Genomic DNA, 17,922 nt, shown 5'->3' on the forward strand with positions numbered 1-17,922 from the left:
CATTTGTTTAGCTTTGTAATGATTAATTAAACTGAATTAGATTTTAGTTTTATAAAATATGGTATAAATAATGAAATAAGCATCCCTAAAAATAAGATCAGCACTATACCAACAATAAGATTCATAGGAAATGTGAGTGATAATAAACTAGTTAGCACCAACCCTAATAATAGCATCGGTATAAGAATGGATAACGAAATATATCTATGTGTATGTGAAGATATATTATGGTTAGTTCCACATTCACTACATTTTATTACCTTACGTGGAAACCATAATGATGTATAGACTCTTTTCCACTTAAGCTGTCGGTTACAAGATTTACATTTTGGCAATTCTACACTAACCTCCTCGCAGTAACTTGAAAGAATAATGTTAAATTCCTTTACAAATTAAACCGCTATTTAACCGAATATGGAAGGCATTTCTTATTCCAGATAAGCACCCTATAATGGAACGATTGGTTAGCATTTTTGCTTATTTACTTTTATTGACCGCCGTAAACGCAAACCCGTTAAATGGGGGGTGATATTCATATACACAAGTAAACTGGATACTATAACAAAGAGTAAAATTTTCACATTATCCCTCCTCAGATTATTACGGATTTACACCACTACAACATTTTCACTAACTGTCCCGTTTGTTGCATAAAGTTTCAACCCAATACGTCTATTTCAAGATCATTTTATTACAATGTTTTGATTTATTTTAACATAAATATTCAAAAGCTTGGTTAATATTTAAAATTGCATCCCTATTTTTGCACAATGCACGCTAAATCAGCACTTATATTAAAATGTATTTTAGCAAAGCAATTTGGATCCGTTTTATCAGCACTTTAGGTCAATGATTAGTGTTTATGGTGCTAATAAGGATGGGGAAATGTTGAGTAATTCATTCAAACGTTGTCATATCAGTTAAAAACAGCGTACTAGATATATGTGCGATTTAGTTTAGTACGCTAAATGTTTTGTAATTTTGTTTTTTCTTCACAGCAAGTGAACTACTTACCAGTTGCATCCTCTGTTTTTTCTTTTACTCATCCTCATAAGTTGCAAAGTATTCGGTTAATCCAATAAAGCTATTTGGTTGTTAAGCGTCGCATAAAAAAGGAAAGCAATGTGTGGGGACTAGTCACAACACGGCTTTCTTTTCTTGCTTTTAACGATAGGAACACAAAGAAGCCCATTTCTTTAAATTCCCATAACTAGTTGATGATAAAATACCTGTTCCTAATTTAATTATACGGTTTTTTAAATTTTTGCAATCTTACATGTCGTTATTAGAGCTCTCTCATCTAGTTTCCAATTGTATATGTTATGGAACCATAAAACCCATTCCTCAAAATTCGTCTTTTTCCGCTCCATATATTGCAATCCAAACAATGGCGAGTAACTTTCGCTTCATTCACCTTCATACTTTACACACATTTCTAAAACATTTTCCATCATTCCAAGTTATCCTGGAGTTGGCAGCAAAATTGATATTTCAGAGGGAAACTCACATTCACATCTTATTCTTTCAGCTACATACACAGTTCTGGCTCAGATTTCGGCTGTTTTGTCCGTGAGAGGCGTTCTCTTGGACAGTTCTGGCTCTGATTTCAGCTGTTTTGTCCGTGAGAGGCGTTCTCTTGGACAATCTAGTCTCTGATTTCAGCTGTTTTGTCCGTGAGAGGTGATCTCATGGACAATCTAGTCTCAGATTTGCGCTGTTTTGTCCGTGAGAGGCGTTCTCTTGGACAGTTCCGGCTCTGATTTCGGCTGTTTTGTCCGTGAGAGGCGTTCTCTTGGACAGTTCCGGCTCTGATTTCGGCTGTTTTGTCCATGAGAGGTGGTCTCATGGACAGTTCCGGCTCTGATTTCGGCTGTTTTGTCCTTGAGAGGCGGGATCATGGACAGTTCTGGCTCTGATTTCGGCTGTTTTGTCCATGAGAGGCGTTCTCTTGGACAGTTCCGGCCCAGATTTCGGCTGTTTTGTCCATGAGAGGCGGGATCATGGACAGTTCCGGCTCTGATTTCGGCTGTTTTGTCCATGAGAGGCGGGATCATGGACAGTTCCGGCTCTGATTTCGGCTGTTTTGTCCATGAGAGGCGTATTATCCTACGCTTGCACCAGATTCAGCTCGATTTGGGCATAGAGAGACATTAAAAAGCCGCCTACCTCACAAGAGATAGACAGCATCATAATTTATTTTTCTTTTTCAGACGTCTGCTCACGTCCCCAAAACTCAATTCCATCCTGATTCTCCAGTGTATCCCGGTAGAATACAGGATCCTTTCCCGCTTTTCGTTGTTTTCTATAGTCCTTCAGAACAACATTTACTATTTTATATAGCTTTGTAATTGCATAAAGGTTAATCAGTGCCATAAATGCCATCGTCAAATCTGCTAAAGCCCAAACGAGATCAAATGTAGCAACTGCACCGAAGATAACCATTGCAAGCACTGCTAATCGATAAATAAATAAACCAATTTTGCTATTTCTCACGTAAGCGATATTGCTTTCCCCGTAGTAATAGTTCCCTAAAATCGAGCTGTAAGCAAACAATAAAATAGCTATAGCAATAAACGCAGCTGCCCAATCTCCCAAATGAAATGCAAAGGCATCTTGTGTTAACTGGATTCCATCTGCTTCACTGCCCGCAAAGCCACCTGCTGCTAAGATAATAAATCCAGTGGCACTACAAATTAAAATTGTATCAAAGAATACACCTAATGCCTGAATCAATCCCTGCTTTACCGGGTGTGATACTTCAGCGGTTGCCGCAGCGTTCGGGGCACTCCCCATACCAGCCTCATTGGAAAATAAACCACGCTTGATTCCCATCATAATCGCTGCACCAAATCCTCCACCTGCAACCTCACGAAAACCAAATGCATTGGCAAAAATAAGTGCGATCATATCCGGTACTGCGGTTATATTAACAATTAATACAAATATCGCTATAAATATGTAAATAACTGCCATAACCGGAACAATAATTTGCGTTACATTGGCAATACTTTTCAGTCCTCCAAATATTACAATTGCTGTTAGAACAACTAAAATGATAGCGATTACGCTTGAATCGATATCAAATTGTCCGGAGAAAGCAAGACTGATTGTATTTGATTGTACGGAATTAAATACAAGTCCATAAGTAAATGTAATTGTAATCGCAAAAACTACCGCTAACCAGCGCTTTTTCAAGCCTTTTTCCATATAATACGCAGGTCCGCCACGATATTGTGTTTTCTCTGGCACTTTATACACCTGTGCGAGCGTACTTTCGACAAAACCTGAAGCTGCTCCAAGCAGTGCGATCAACCACATCCAAAAAATAGCGCCGGGTCCACCAAGAGATACTGCAGACGCCACACCAGCAAGGTTTCCTGTTCCCACCCTCGATGCTGCACTAATTGCAAATGCCTGAAAGGATGATGTACCCTTTTTACCTGATGCACTCATTGTACGTTTATCAAATAGCACACGAAACATTTCCGGCAAATTCCTAAATTGTACAAACCCTGTTTTGATTGTAAAAAATAGCCCTAAACCGATTAACACGATGATAAGTACATAACTCCATAAGACCTCGTTTATTTCGCCAACAATACTTTCCATAATATCCATTCCTGATGTTCTCCTCCTTAAAGTCAGCCTGATTTCGCTTCTATCTTTTTTTACCCGTTATACCTTTATCCTAACCACAAGTAATAATTATATCATTTTTTGTAAAAGGCTGTATTCTAAAAGTATCTTGCATTTACTAAGACCGCTGTTGAATTCTCGGTTTTGCTGATCAAAGCATCTCTCGCACTGATAGACAACCGATGTCCGCTGATAGGGCATATATCAATATAAACACCATCCAAATTAACAAAAAATCCAGTCACCACTTAGCAACATTATATAAAGTGAAACTTCATTCAGTGGGGTTTTACCTTCCTCCCCACTGAATGTTAGTTATATCAATAAAACAGGGATACAAATCAGCTACGATTTGCATCCCTGAATATAAATATAAATTCCCACTCTTAACCCATTAGATACACATGACTATTTTTTTTACATGCTATTGAAAAAAACGCTAACACGTCTTTCCAAAGGTCAGAGATCCGAAGCCTGATTTGAAGAAACCAGCGAAAAGCCGATTTCGTCTATACTTTCTTATACCTTAAAGAATCCCTACACCCCTCTATCCCAAGGAAAATCTGTCCCAAACAATTGTGCAAATTCCTTCGATTGTTTTCTTCGTTCTTTCCGCTGTTTCGCTCGAATTGCTGCATGTTCATGAAGAATTTTCTCATGTTCTGACTCTGGATATACACCCGGAACAGGTATTGGTCTTCCCTCTTCATTTACTGCCACAAACGTTAAAAATGCTGTCGTACATACTTTTCGATCTCCTGTCAGCAAGTCTTCGGTAACTGCCTTTACAAACACTTCCATTGACGTATTATGCGTCCATGTGACAAATGCCTCCACACAAACCGAATCCCCTTCTTTTACTGGTGCAAGAAAATCGACGGAATCGGTTGAGGCTGTTACAACCGGCTTTCTGGCATGCCTTACTGCGGCAATTGCAGCTACATCATCAATATGGGCCATTAATTTTCCCCCAAATAATGTGCCATGATTATTCGTATCCGGTGGGAGAACATGGGATGTTTTTACTGCTAGTGAGTATGAACAAGGTTTTTCTTTCATCTTATTTACCTCCATCTTTTTCTGCTATTTTTCCACAAATAACTGTATTTACAACACAGGTGAAATCAAGCGGGAAATCGATTCTTTAAAACGTATTCCAAGCGAACGCTTATCGTATAGTTTTTTCGTCATTTGCGTCGACAATTTAATATCTTCATTAAATGCAACAACTAACCTTTCCGCAAGACCTTCATCATATAAAAAAGCATTTACTTCAAAATTCAAGCGGAAACTGCGTACATCAATATTTGCAGTACCAACAGATGCAATTTCCCCATCCACCACAATTGTCTTTGCATGCAGGAAGCCATTCTGGTATATATAAGCCTCTGCTCCTGCTTCAAGCAAGTCACCTACATTGGACAAAGTTGCCCAGTATACAAAGGGGTGATCCGGTTTATTCGGGATCATTATTTTCACATCTACACCAGACAGTGCAGCAATTCTGAGTGCATCTCTTAAGCTTTCATCTGGAATGTAGTAAGGTGTTTGAATATAAATATACTCCTTGGCAGACATAATCATTTTTATATAACCATTTTTTATCTGCTCCCAATCCGAATCTGGGCCACTTGAAACAATTTGTACGCCAACATCTCCTACTGGGTCAGCTGCATAGTAACGTTCTTCATACAAAATATCATTACGAGAAGCTTGGTTCCAATCCAGTATAAATCTTGTTTGCATATCCCGTACAGCATCCCCGTAAACACGTAAATGTGTATCACGCCAATAACCGAATTTTTTATTTTCACCAAGGTATTCGTCCCCGATGTTAAATCCACCGATATAGCCTAATTTTCCATCTATAATAGCTAATTTACGATGATTTCTATAATTGATTTTAAAATTGACTTTTGGAATTTTCGGTGGAAAAAATGATTCAACATAGGCTCCGGCATTACGCAGTCTCCTTATGTATTTGCGGCTTAATCTCCGTGATCCCATATCATCATACAGCATTCGAACTTCTACACCTTCATTTGCTTTCTTTATTAATACCTCTGCAATACGCTTACCAAGCTGATCACTGCGGATGATATAGTAAAGTAGGTGAATATGGTCTGTAGCCTTTTCCAGATCTCGGATTAAGGCGTGAAATTTTTCTTCTCCATCTGTATAAGTTTCAACTTTATTATGTTGTGTAAAGATGGCATCATCATTTCGCAAATGCAAATAAATGAGATCCTCGTATTTCGCTATTTCTTTATGCTTGAAATCAAAGCTTTCCTCTTCCAGTGCACGCAGTTGGGACTGTACGGCAGTTTTCACACCAAGTCTTGCTTTCGTATCCCATGTGAAAATCCGTCGTTTACTGATAGGTTTGCCGAAAACCAAGTAAAGAAAAAAGCCTGCCACCGGAATAAAAAGCAATACCATCAACCATGCCCAAGTAGCACCGGCGTCTTTCCGCTCCAAAAATATAATAGAAATACCTAAAGTAATATTAAAAATTAAAATAAAACCAAGTAGGTAAGTTAGTATTCCCATTATAAAAATCTCCCTTCCGAAACACAGCTATTATAAATCTCCATAATATTAATATAGCATACAATAATTTTAAGGGTAAACAACACTGAGAAAAACACTAAAGCGTCTTTCCAGAGCTCAGATTTGAAGAAATCAGCGAAAATGCCGATTTCGTTTATGCTTTCTTACTCCCTGAAAAGGAAATTCTTCTCAAGCAACACCTGCTACCTAAGAGTTCTAGTATTCCTTCATGATTATTCCATATTCACGATCATATAATTTCTTAAAAAAATACGTTTGCATTGGTTGATCGCCAATGCAAACGTATTATTCTACAAAAGTACTTATAATCTATCATTTATCCAGCGCCTGCTCCAGGTCTGCCCAAATATCCTCCCATGCCTCAAGGCCTACTGATAAACGAATAAGTTGATCAGTAATTCCCATTTCCTGACGAGAATCCTCTGGTACAACAGCATGTGTCATGGTGGCAGGGTGTTCAATTAAGGTTTCTGCATCACCAAGACTGACAGCAATCTTTAAAAAAGATAAGTTGTTCAACAGCTTCTGTGCATCCTGTTTTGATCCTTTAATTTCAAATGAAATGACTCCACCGCCCCGCTTCATTTGTTTTTGGCGAATCGGGTAATCAGGATGTCTCTCATCATTTGGATAATAAATATTTTTCACTTTTGGATGGTTTCTTAGTTTATCAAATATTTTTTCTGCATTATCTGAATGGCGATCAAGACGAACAGGCAAGGTCTTTAGCCCCCTTATCAAAAGCCAGGCATCAAATGGGGAAATAATTCCACCAATATCCTTCTGTGTTGTCATCGCAACTGAATCCAGAAATTCTTTTTTCCCAACGACCAGACCTGCAATAACATCTCCATGGCCGCCAATATATTTTGTCGCACTATGAAGAACAACATCACAGCCTAACTCCAGCGGTCGCTGCAAATAAGGAGATGAAAAGGTATTATCAACAACTACCGGAATTCCATACTCATGGGCAACCTCAGCAACCATTTTAAGGTCAATTAGTTTCATAGTTGGATTAATTGGCGTTTCCACATAGATACATGCCGTTTCCGGTTTTATGAACGAGCGGATGTCTTCTTTTGATCCCATTACAGAGAAATCATGGGAAATATTATATTTTTCCTCCATCATTGTTAATAAACCAAACGTACAACCATACAGTCCAGACGAGCACAGTACATGATCATTCGCTTTTGTTAAGGCAATTAAAACCGCAGAAACTGCTGCCATCCCTGAAGCAAACGCAAGTCCCCGTTCCCCGCTCTCCAGTGTCGCAATTCTTTCTTCCAATACAGATACGGTAGGATTACCCAGCCTTGAATAAATATAGCCATCCTCTTCACCAGCAAACCTTCGTTCCCCTTGTTCAGCTGTATCAAAAGTATATGTCGATGTTTGAAATAATGGTGGTGTCAAACTTCCCAGCATCTCTTTTGAATCATAGCCCTCATGAATGACAGACGTCTCAATATGTTTATGTTTTTTATCCATATGATTAACCCCCTTAAGTGCTTGCAAAATAAACATACCTACTATTATCATAAGCTATTACACTCATATTTGAAAGCGTATTCTCTAAATCCGTGTTCAATAATAAGCAAACCAAATAATTGCCTTGTTGAAAATTTTAATCTACTATTAGTGTAATTTAGCAGACAGGGGGAAGTTCCCATGGAAAACAATCAAGAAAAGCTTGGAATATTATATACAGCTAGCGCCTATATTTTATGGGGATTCCTACCGATTTACTGGAAATTGGTGGACAGGGTTTCAGCAGGAGAAATACTCGCACACAGAATTGTCTGGTCGTTTATCTTTATGCTCCTGATTGTTTCCATTTTACGTAAGTGGTCCCCATTCATTCAGGAATGCAAAATAATTCTCAAGAGTAAAGGCAAGCTTATCGGTATATCCGCGGCTTCCATTTTTATAAGCATAAATTGGCTTACGTTTATTTGGGCAGTAAATAGTAACCATGTAATCCAGGCTAGTTTGGGATATTATATTAATCCATTAGTCAGTATTTTATTAGGCATCATTGTGTTAAAAGAAAAATTGACAAGAAGACAGATTGTTTCATTCCTACTTGCAGCTATAGGAGTATTCTACTTAACATTCAGCTTTGGCGTATTCCCATGGGTTTCTATCCTATTGGCACTTAGTTTTGGATTTTATGGTTTGTTGAAAAAGATGGTTGATATTAGTGCCATGTTTGGGTTGACGATTGAAACAATGATCGTGGCACCAATTGCTGCTTTTTATTTGTTCACATTACCCGAAAGTGTCTTCACTTTTAACACTGCAATGGCATCAACAAATTTTTTATTGATCGGATCTGGTGTCGTTACGGCAGTCCCATTATTGTTATTTGCAAGTGGTGCTAAACAAATCCCGCTGGCAATGGTTGGATTTTTGCAGTACATTGCTCCAACACTCATGTTAATCCTCGGGGTATTTTTATATAATGAAACGTTCACGATGGCACATTTTATCGCATTCGCATTCATTTGGACTGCATTAATTATTTATATGGGTTCCGCATACAAACGCCCAATACGTCATCGGAAAAAACAGGAAATTTAATTTTTTTGAAAATACAGTTGACAATTGCACAGACTAAATACTATAATATTCAGTAATTCAAAAAAATTTAATCTCTTATCAAGAGTGGCGGAGGGAATAGGCCCTGTGAAACCCGGCAACCTTAAAGCATGATAGCTGCTTTAAATGGTGCTAAATCCTACAGATCGATAATGATCTGGAAGATAAGAGGAGGATCGGTTAGAATATACGCCCTCTTCTTAGGAAGAGGGCTTTTTCATTGATTTCCCTCTCTCCCCAGATTCATTGCATGCTCAGAAGAAAAATTAATTTATTCAAGGAGGAATTTATCATGTCAACATTTCATTTTCAAAATCCGGAAACAGTATTACTTCATGCAGGTCAGGAGCCAGATCCTACAACAGGATCAAGAGCTGTACCAATCTATCAAACTACATCCTACGTTTTTCGTGACACGGAGCATGCGCAAAATCTTTTCGGTTTAGCAGAGCCTGGAAATATATATACACGAATCATGAATCCAACAGTGGATGCTTTTGAACAGCGTGTTTCCCAGCTGGAGGATGGTGTTGCAGCTGTAGCAACCGCTTCAGGAATGGCTGCAATAACATATGCTATTTTAAATGTAGCCAGTGCCGGGGATGAAATCATCACAGATAGTAACTTATATGGCGGGACCTATAATCTTTTCGCACATACATTACCTCGCTATGGAATCAATGTGAAATTCGTCGATGGTACAGACATTGATGCAATTGAAGCAGCCATTACAGATAAAACAAAAGCAATATTTGGTGAAATCATTACAAATCCAAGCTTAAACATATTCGATGTGGAGGCAGTTTCGTCTATCGCTCATACGAATGGTATTCCATTAATCATTGACAATACGTTTGCTCCATACCTCACGAAGCCTTTAACCTGGGGTGCTGATATTGTTGTTCACTCTGCGACAAAATGGATAGGTGGTCATGGAACCGCAATCGGCGGTATTGTTGTAGATGGAGGACGTTTCAACTGGGATAATGGAAAATTCCCAGGATTTACTGAGCCTGATGAAAGCTATAATGGACTTAAGTTTATCGATGTTGGCCCTGCAGCTTTTGCAACGAAACTCCGTGTTCAATTACTACGTGATATCGGGGCATGTTTAAGTCCACATAATGCATTTTTATTATTGCAAGGGCTAGAAACCTTACATTTACGGATTGAGCGTCATAATAAAAACGCTGAGGAAGTGGCTGCATATTTACAAAAGCACCCTGCTGTGGAATGGGTAAATTATCCAGGTCTTGCAGAACATCCTTCACATCAATTGGCCAAAAAATACCTGAAAGACGGATTCGGATCTATTATTACATTTGGCATTAAAGGCGGCCGTGATGCAGGTAGAAAACTAATTGATAGCATCACCCTATGGTCACATGTTGCGAATGTCGGTGATGCAAAATCACTTATCATTCATCCAGCATCAACTACACATCAGCAATTAAGTGAAGATGCTCTGATAAAAAGTGGTGTATCTGAGGAATTAGTCCGCCTATCTATTGGTCTCGAATCCCCAAAGGATATTTTAATTGATTTGGATCAGGCCATTGCCAAAGCGGTTAATGAGCCCAGATTATATGAAGAAACTGATGAAGATGCGATCAAATGGCTATTATCCTCTCCATTTGACCGAAGTAATGGGGCTGTACGCAAAAAAGTGATTGCTGTAGTGGAGTCTAATGATTCTATCCAGCAGTTGAAACAATTAGGGTTTAGCATTATCCATCTCAATGAAACATCCGAACTAAAGGATATTGAAGGCGATGTGGATGCTGTTTGGGTAAAAAATCAACCAGTGGGCCAATCAATCATTGAATCATTTATTAACAAGCAAGGAAAAATCTTATGGATTGAAGATCCTGAAGCAAACGAACCTCTAATAGAAAATGCAAAGGCGACAGGAATTACTGTTATTTCAAATAGAAACCTTTATGAGGAGGCAATTGGACTAAGGGGAAATCGCTCGGATAAAGAAACAGTGGAAGTATAGACCTACCACTCCCAAACTTACCATAAAAGTTAGAAATAAGGTTTACTTTGCTATGTTTTTGGAAAAATTATAGATAACCACTGTTCAAGATCGCCTTGATTTGAGGCGATCTTTTTTAAATTCATTTTAATAGGTAGAAAGGTTACTAAGAGAAAGCTGTTTTATTAATTTACTACAATTACGCTTTTGCTTCTGACAACAGAAAAGACGAAGCGAGAGGCGAATTTTTTATCCCCACATTTAAGTTAACCATCTCATTTTACGAAATATAAATTTCGGGTAGACACAGTAATATACTTTTGATTTCCGTAAATTCATGAGACAATTAATATTATTTCCATATAATATTATATAATAACTTAGGTGTGGTTAGTATGAAGAAAAATGTCTTAATTATTGCCAGTTTAATTACAATCATCGGAATCGTTCTGATCGTTTTAAATAATCAATCTACATCTACTTTCGACCATGTGAATATTCCAGAAGACAAGGTCATCGAAACAGAAGAAGAGGAAAAAGAGGAAGCGCATGATGAGAGTCAGGAAGCCGGTGAAGAAACCGCCGAAAGTCAAGAAACAATGAATAGCCAGCAGGTTTCTAAGATCCTTTTAGAAATAGTCCAACGTACAATTGATTTCTTTTCCAATCGTGAGACGCGGGTCGTTGCTTTAGGTGATTCCCTAACAAAGGGGGTTGGTGATAGTAAACAGCAGGGTGGATATGTAGGAATACTAGATCGATCCATTAATGAAGAAGACGATCTTGTTCAATTTGAAAATTATGGTATACGTGGTTATCGTTCCGGACAGCTTCTGAATTACCTAGATGAGCCAGAAATTACGGAAGCTATCACTAACTCGGATATTGTGCTGATAACAATTGGCGCAAATGACATCATGGAAGTCGTTAAAAGAAACTTCGCCAACTTAGAGCTGGAAGATTTCATGCAGGAAAGAGAGCTTTATGAGGATAGGTTAAATCAAATATTTACTAAAATTCGAGCAATAAATTCTACTGCAGAGATATATTTATTAGGTTTTTACAACCCATTTAAAAAATTCTTTCATGATATTAAAGAACTTACGATCATTGTTGAAGAATGGAATAGTACTGGAATGACAATTGCTGAAGAACATGATAATGTAACATTTATCCCAACCGTGGATCTATTTGATGATCCAGACGCAGATTTATTTGCAGAGGATAACTTCCATCCCAATGATCTTGGCTATCAGCGGATGGCACGAAGAGTACTCGAATATTTAACTGATGAATAAGGATGAATGCTATGTCTCTTAGAAAAGAACACCGTAAGAATAAAAATAGATGGAAACAACTCTTTTTTGGTCTGTTCATATTAAATATTGTTTTTTTCCTGCTGATTGTTACCTTCATATTTTGGCCAGTTTCTGAGACAAATATAGGGCAAAATCAAGATCGTGAAGAACAAGAAAGCTCCGAATTTATCGTTCGGACAACAAAGCAGAATTTAAATGAATTGATAAACGCTTATATTGACCAGCTTTTAAGTACGACAAGACATCAATACAGTATCACACTTGATGAGGATGTTCATTTAACAGGTGAATTGCCAGTGTTCTCCAGCACTGTACCACTATCTGTTCACTTGGAACCATTTGTCCAGGATAATGGCGATATTATTTTAAAACAAAGATCCATTTCAGTAGGATTATTACAATTACCAAATCAGAAAATCATGGAATATATGGCAAAATACTTACCAATGCCGGAGTGGGTAACCGTTAATCCAAAAGATGAAGAAATATATGTTGCTGTAACCGATATGGAAATCCGAAGTAATTTCGAGGTCAGTGTGGAGCACATCGATTTAGAAGCAAATAATCTGGCATTCAAGATTAAGGTACCTTATGAGTCACTTGGCATAAATTTAAGAGAATAGCGATTACTATGGGCGGATTGAATTGGATAGTTTGATCCGGCTTTAGTGATTTGAGGGATTTTTAGAGATTATCTGGTGTGTTTGGGCGTGGAGGCTTTTCTATTGGTATTTCATAGAAAACTTACATTAATCATTCAAGCAAATACACGTTGACCATTCACTTCAATAGGTCATTTTTAATGTAGATGAAAAAATATTAATTCATACACTTTAATAAATCTTAAGAACGAGATCAAGAGCGGGAGCTACAAATGATGAAGTGCTGGAGAAACGGCCATTCTAATTAGAGATGAAAGTTGAGAGCTAAAACGGCAAAGTTGAGAGAAAACATGGGAATTTGCAATTATCTCTCCACTTTATAGGCTTCTCTCTCAACTTATTGTATACTTCTCTCAACTTCATAAGCTTCTCTCTCAACTTTGTCTGATTTCGACAAAAATACTAGTTAATTCTATACTTTTTTTATTATTAGGATCAAACAGACAACTCCAATTTACAAAAACAATGGAACAAATAAATTACCAAATCCTTCATTGATAAACTCGCATCATCTGTTCGATTTTCCCTTTTACCTGACTCACCAGATGATTTGGCTCTAACACTTTCGCTTTACTTCCCCATGTTAAGATCCAATTGGTTAACCCGTCCGATAATTTAGCCTTCGTTGTTAACACAAAATGATCGTCGTCTGTATTTTTTATAGCGGCTTCAAGTCCAAACCGATCCAGAACAACATTTATCAGATCCTTGTGGAAACGGATTTTTATTCTAATTTCCTCCCCTGCAAACATATGAAAGCTTTGATTTACATAGCTTTTTAGGTCAAAATCTTTTTTGGTGAACTGGTTTTCTTCAATTTTTATGTTACGTATTCGATCCAAACGGTAATGTCTCATTTCATTTGTTTTTTGAAACAGCCCAATTAAGTAGTAATAATCATTTTGCCAAATTAATGCATATGGCTCCACATAGTACCGTTCTCCATTTCGACCATACTCAAATTGCTTTTCCACATTGAATTTCCCATATTGATATGTAAGAACCTTCTGCATAGAAATTGCCCGGTGTACAAAATCAATATTCAATTTAACCAGCTCATAATCCGTATTTGCTGATTGACTGAATAAAACAGGCTCAGGCAATGTTTTAGCTATATTTCTACTCGTTAATTTTTTCACTTTATTAATTAGTTTTTTCTTTTCATTCGTTGTAATAAATCGAGCAGAAAGAATCGCATCAATAATTAAGCGTAACTGATATGTTTCAAACAACCGAGATTGATGACTGTATAATAACTTTCCGAATTTCCCCTTATTTTGCATGATTTCGAAATCCATCTCATCAAGGATTTCTATATCCCGTTTGATTGTTCTATTATCAAATGTCGTTCCCGGTATGATTTGCAGCAATTTCTTATTAATTTCATTAATATCTAATTCATGTTGGTCATCTGTTTGTTCAAATAATATTTCCTTAATCTTCAACATTCGATAATTACTTCCACGTTCCATAAGCTCGACTCCTTTCCATCTAAAAAAAGAACCATATACCGAATTGTGTATGGTTCTTATCTGATAACAAATCGTTTTACTTTAGAAGATAATAAAAATATAAATGATTGCTTAGGTAATGTTTGTTCACCAGTTACTAATTTTCTCTTCACCATCGTTTTTTGATGGCAGTACGCTTCAAGTCTTCCTTTATAAACCAAGTGCATTCCTTCATGCATTCGAATATCTGCTGGAGTAATAAAGCATGGCGGCTTATTTAGCTTGAAGTTCTCCAAATCCTTTAAAACTGTTGCTACAAATTGAGAACAGAAAAATGCATCCTTGCGATCTATTTTTATCTGAAGCAGTACACCAATTAAACCAATAAAGTTATATTTATATAATTCCTTCTTTGCTTCAATTTCTTTAATCTTATCAAGAATTGCTTCACACTCCGCTTCAGAAACCTTATAGCTGTAGATTGCACAATTTGAATTGCGCATAAATTCACTATGAATATCTTCTTTTACAAATCCGCCAATAAATGGATTATTCGGGCGTTTTCTTCCAAAGCTATATACTTCACTCAATTCATGATCAAAGCCAATCGAAACATGATTTAGTGGTTGCTTGGTACAATAATTGATTGCTTTGGATAAATAAGTTCCTGTATCTGTGAAGAGAAAGTAAATCGTTCTTTCTCTCATATGACTTCCTCCCCCCAATCTCTATTTATCAACCAATATAATCTTCTGTCTAACTTAACGAGGGAAATCCTAAAAAAAATAGTCTTTTTTCTACTATTACAAAAATCCGCAAATTATACAAGCTATTTTTTAAAATATTTCCCTTCTTATATATATATATGATCGTTTTACATTGACGAAACCAACTAAATACCGTAAGCTTACGTTGATTGCTATTTATTTTTTATTGGAGGAAAGTCAAGTAAAATGATAAATGTTACAAACGTTAGTTTACGCTATGGCGATAAAAAGTTGTTTGAGGAAGTTAATTTAAAATTTACTCCTGGTAACTGCTATGGATTAATCGGTGCTAATGGTGCCGGTAAATCCACTTTTTTAAAAGTATTATCAGGTGAAATAGAGCCACAGTCCGGAAATGTTTCTTTATCTCCAGGTGAACGTCTTGCTGTTTTAAAACAGGATCACTTTGCCTTTGAGGATCAACAAGTGCTCGACACCGTTTTAATGGGCCATGAGAAATTATATGAAGTGAAGCAGGAAAAAGATGCTATTTATATGAAAGCCGATTTTTCAGAAGAAGACGGTATGCGTGCCGCAGAGCTTGAAGGTGAATTTGCTGAAATGAATGGCTGGGAGGCCGAATCAGATGCAGCAGTTCTACTTAAAGGGCTAGGGATTGATGAATCTCTTCATCTGAGGAATATGGCTGATCTTACGGGAGACGACAAAGTAAAGGTACTCTTAGCACAAGCCTTATTTGGTAACCCGGATATTTTACTGCTGGATGAGCCAACAAACGGGTTGGATATTCAAGCAATCCAGTGGCTAGAGGAATTCCTGATTAACTTTGAAAACACAGTAATTGTTGTTTCCCATGACCGCCACTTTTTAAATAAAGTATGCACACATATTGCAGATGTTGACTATGGAAAAATCCAAATTTACATCGGAAACTATGATTTCTGGTATGAATCAAGTCAGCTTGCTTCCCAAATGGCACAAGATGCGAATAAAAAGAAGGAAGAAAAAATTAAGGATCTGCAGGCATTTATTGCCCGCTTTAGTGCAAATGCTTCGAAGTCAAAGCAGGCCACTTCACGTAAGAAGCTGCTGGATAGCATTACACTTGATGACATTAAACCATCTTCACGGAAATATCCATACATTGCTTTCACACCAGAACGTGAAATTGGTAATGATCTATTGCGTGTGGAAGGATTAACAAAAACTATTGGCGATAAAAAGGTGTTGGATAATGTCAGCTTTATAATGAACAAGGATGACAAAATTGCCCTAGTTGGAAGAGACGACATTGCGAAAACAACCCTATTTAAAATATTAACGGGCGAAATGGAAGCCGATAGCGGAACCTTCACTTGGGGCGTCACAACTTCCCAGTCTTATTTCCCTAAAGATAATGCTGCCTATTTCGAAAATAATGAGCTGCCTTTGGTAGATTGGCTACGTCAATATTCTCCTGAAGATGAAACTGATACATTCCTGCGTGGCTTCTTAGGAAGAATGTTATTCTCTGGTGAGGAGGCTTTAAAGAAAGCAAATGTACTTTCTGGTGGGGAAAAGGTTCGCTGTATGCTATCAAAAATGATGCTCAGCAATGCCAATGTGTTACTATTGGATGAGCCAACAAACCATCTGGATTTAGAATCTATTACATCTTTAAATAATGGCTTAATGAAATTTAAAGGATCGATCCTGTTCACATCACATGACCATCAGTTTATTAACAGTATTGCAAACCGACTTATCGAAATTACCCCAAGTGGCATTATCGATAAGGAAATGAGCTATGATGAATATGTACAGGACCAGAAATTACAAAAACAGATTGCTGAAATGTATATCAGCTAATAAGTTTTGCGGCGTTCTTCGTTGTGGGAGGACGCATTAACTTTATTTAATGGAAAAACGACAGAGAACTATTTTTCCATGTATACACACTATTCCAGAACATACAGAAAGCTCTCCCTAGAAAAAACGGGAGAGCTGATTTTATATTATTTGTTTTCTTTCTCAACTATTTTTGTAAGCATATCCTTCGTCATTCTGTCTAGATCATATTCCGCTTTAAAACCCCATTCTTGCAATGCTGCAGAAGAATCGATACTATTCGGCCAGCTATCAGCAATTTTCTGTCTAACAGGATCTATTTTATAGGATAGCTTGAATTCCGGGATCTGTTTTTGAATTGCTTTGGCAAAGTCTTTTGGATCAGCAGAAATCGCTGATATGTTAAAAGCATTACGGTGCACAAGCTTACTTGGGTCAGCCTCCATTAGCTGAATAATTGCATTCAATGCATCTGGCATATACATCATATCCATATACGTACCTTCACGTACATAAGATGTGTATGCTTGGTTTTTAATTGCTTCATAATAAATTTCAACTGCGTAATCGGTTGTACCACCACCCGGAGGAGCAACATAAGAAATTAAACCAGGATAGCGAACACCTCTCGTGTCCACATTAAAACGACTATAATAATAATCAGCCAGTAGTTCCCCTGCCACCTTGTTTATACCATACATCGTAGTTGGACGCTGCAGTGTATCCTGTGGTGTGTTGTCCTTTGGTGTTGATGGACCAAATGCACCAATTGAACTCGGTGTGAAAAATTGCAGGTTTAGCTCTTTTGCAACTTCTAAAGCATTGATTAAGCCACCCATATTCAAATCCCAGGCAACTCTAGGAAAGGATTCTGCCTTTGCCGATAACAGTGCAGCTAAATGCATTATCGTGTCCACATTATGCTTTTTCGCAACGGAATATAAACTTTTGGCATCTGTAACATCGACTATTTCAAATGGACCATCATTTAAACCCTCGGCTTTTTCTCGGATATCTGTTCCGATTACATTTGATGTTCCATATATATTACGTAATTTCTCCACAAGCTCTGAACCAATTTGTCCAAGAGCTCCAGTAACTAAAATTTTCTTCATTTCCTATATCCTTTCTAACATCAGAGTAAAC

13 protein-coding genes and 1 riboswitch are annotated in these 17,922 nt (G+C 37.4%); of the genes, 5 read left to right on the forward strand and 8 right to left on the reverse strand.

All coding sequences use genetic code 11. The features are described 5' to 3' along the window. Window positions 1–26: 26 nt before the first annotated feature. The 5 genes from AC6HVZ_RS10325 to megL form a co-directional block, all read right to left on the reverse strand. Complete coding sequence (locus AC6HVZ_RS10325; RefSeq protein WP_497558073.1) at window positions 27–335, reverse strand: TIGR04104 family putative zinc finger protein; 309 nt, start codon at window positions 333–335, stop codon at window positions 27–29. A gap of 1,858 nt (window positions 336–2,193) precedes the next feature. After that, window positions 2,194–3,618: an alanine/glycine:cation symporter family protein gene (locus AC6HVZ_RS10330; RefSeq protein WP_497558074.1), complete on the reverse strand. Its 1,425-nt coding sequence runs from the start codon at window positions 3,616–3,618 to the stop codon at window positions 2,194–2,196. A 555-nt stretch (window positions 3,619–4,173) separates the two neighbouring features. Beyond that, a complete protein-coding gene (locus AC6HVZ_RS10335) occupies window positions 4,174–4,695 on the reverse strand; it encodes an acyl-CoA thioesterase (RefSeq protein WP_497558075.1) in 522 nt (173 codons plus the stop codon). A gap of 48 nt (window positions 4,696–4,743) precedes the next feature. Further along, entirely contained in the window at window positions 4,744–6,186 is a 1,443-nt protein-coding gene (gene cls / locus AC6HVZ_RS10340; RefSeq protein WP_497558076.1) for a cardiolipin synthase, read from the reverse strand. Window positions 6,187–6,519: 333 nt separating this feature from the next. Then, on the reverse strand, window positions 6,520–7,701 hold the full coding sequence (megL, locus tag AC6HVZ_RS10345) for a methionine gamma-lyase (RefSeq protein WP_497558077.1): 1,182 nt from the start codon (window positions 7,699–7,701) through the stop codon (window positions 6,520–6,522). A 180-nt stretch (window positions 7,702–7,881) separates the two neighbouring features. Here megL and rarD point away from each other — a divergent pair, with 180 nt between their 5' ends. The 4 genes from rarD to AC6HVZ_RS10365 all read left to right on the forward strand — a co-directional run bounded on the left by rarD (window position 7,882) and on the right by AC6HVZ_RS10365 (window position 12,731). Continuing rightward, complete coding sequence (rarD, locus tag AC6HVZ_RS10350; RefSeq protein WP_497558078.1) at window positions 7,882–8,793, forward strand: EamA family transporter RarD; 912 nt, start codon at window positions 7,882–7,884, stop codon at window positions 8,791–8,793. Window positions 8,794–8,865: 72 nt separating this feature from the next. Then, window positions 8,866–8,982, forward strand: a riboswitch (SAM riboswitch). A 121-nt stretch (window positions 8,983–9,103) separates the two neighbouring features. Next, complete coding sequence (locus tag AC6HVZ_RS10355) at window positions 9,104–10,810, forward strand: PLP-dependent aspartate aminotransferase family protein (protein ID WP_497558079.1); 1,707 nt, start codon at window positions 9,104–9,106, stop codon at window positions 10,808–10,810. Between the two features lie 374 nt (window positions 10,811–11,184). Beyond that, entirely contained in the window at window positions 11,185–12,087 is a 903-nt protein-coding gene (locus AC6HVZ_RS10360; RefSeq protein WP_497558080.1) for an SGNH/GDSL hydrolase family protein, read from the forward strand. An 11-nt stretch (window positions 12,088–12,098) separates the two neighbouring features. Next, the gene (locus AC6HVZ_RS10365; RefSeq protein ID WP_497558081.1) at window positions 12,099–12,731 is read left to right on the forward strand and encodes a YpmS family protein; all 633 of its coding nucleotides are present in this window, start codon (window positions 12,099–12,101) and stop codon (window positions 12,729–12,731) included. A 530-nt stretch (window positions 12,732–13,261) separates the two neighbouring features. On the opposite strand, the gene AC6HVZ_RS10370 is transcribed toward AC6HVZ_RS10365, so the two are convergent. After that, window positions 13,262–14,242 carry a helix-turn-helix transcriptional regulator gene (locus AC6HVZ_RS10370; RefSeq protein ID WP_497558082.1) on the reverse strand — a complete coding sequence of 327 codons (981 nt, stop codon included), beginning with the start codon at window positions 14,240–14,242 and terminating at the stop codon, window positions 13,262–13,264. A gap of 56 nt (window positions 14,243–14,298) precedes the next feature. Beyond that, entirely contained in the window at window positions 14,299–14,928 is a 630-nt protein-coding gene (locus tag AC6HVZ_RS10375; protein ID WP_497558083.1) for a hypothetical protein, read from the reverse strand. 246 nt (window positions 14,929–15,174) lie between these two features. Between AC6HVZ_RS10375 and AC6HVZ_RS10380 the strand changes: the two genes are divergently transcribed. Next, window positions 15,175–16,797, forward strand: coding sequence for an ABC-F family ATP-binding cassette domain-containing protein (locus tag AC6HVZ_RS10380; RefSeq protein ID WP_497558084.1), 1,623 nt, complete (start codon window positions 15,175–15,177; stop codon window positions 16,795–16,797). Between the two features lie 146 nt (window positions 16,798–16,943). On the opposite strand, the gene AC6HVZ_RS10385 is transcribed toward AC6HVZ_RS10380, so the two are convergent. Next, the gene (locus AC6HVZ_RS10385; RefSeq protein WP_497558085.1) at window positions 16,944–17,891 is read right to left on the reverse strand and encodes an L-threonine 3-dehydrogenase; all 948 of its coding nucleotides are present in this window, start codon (window positions 17,889–17,891) and stop codon (window positions 16,944–16,946) included. Between the last annotated feature and the right edge of the window lie 31 nt (window positions 17,892–17,922).

The organism is Oceanobacillus sp. NCCP-135 (assembly GCF_059698015.1).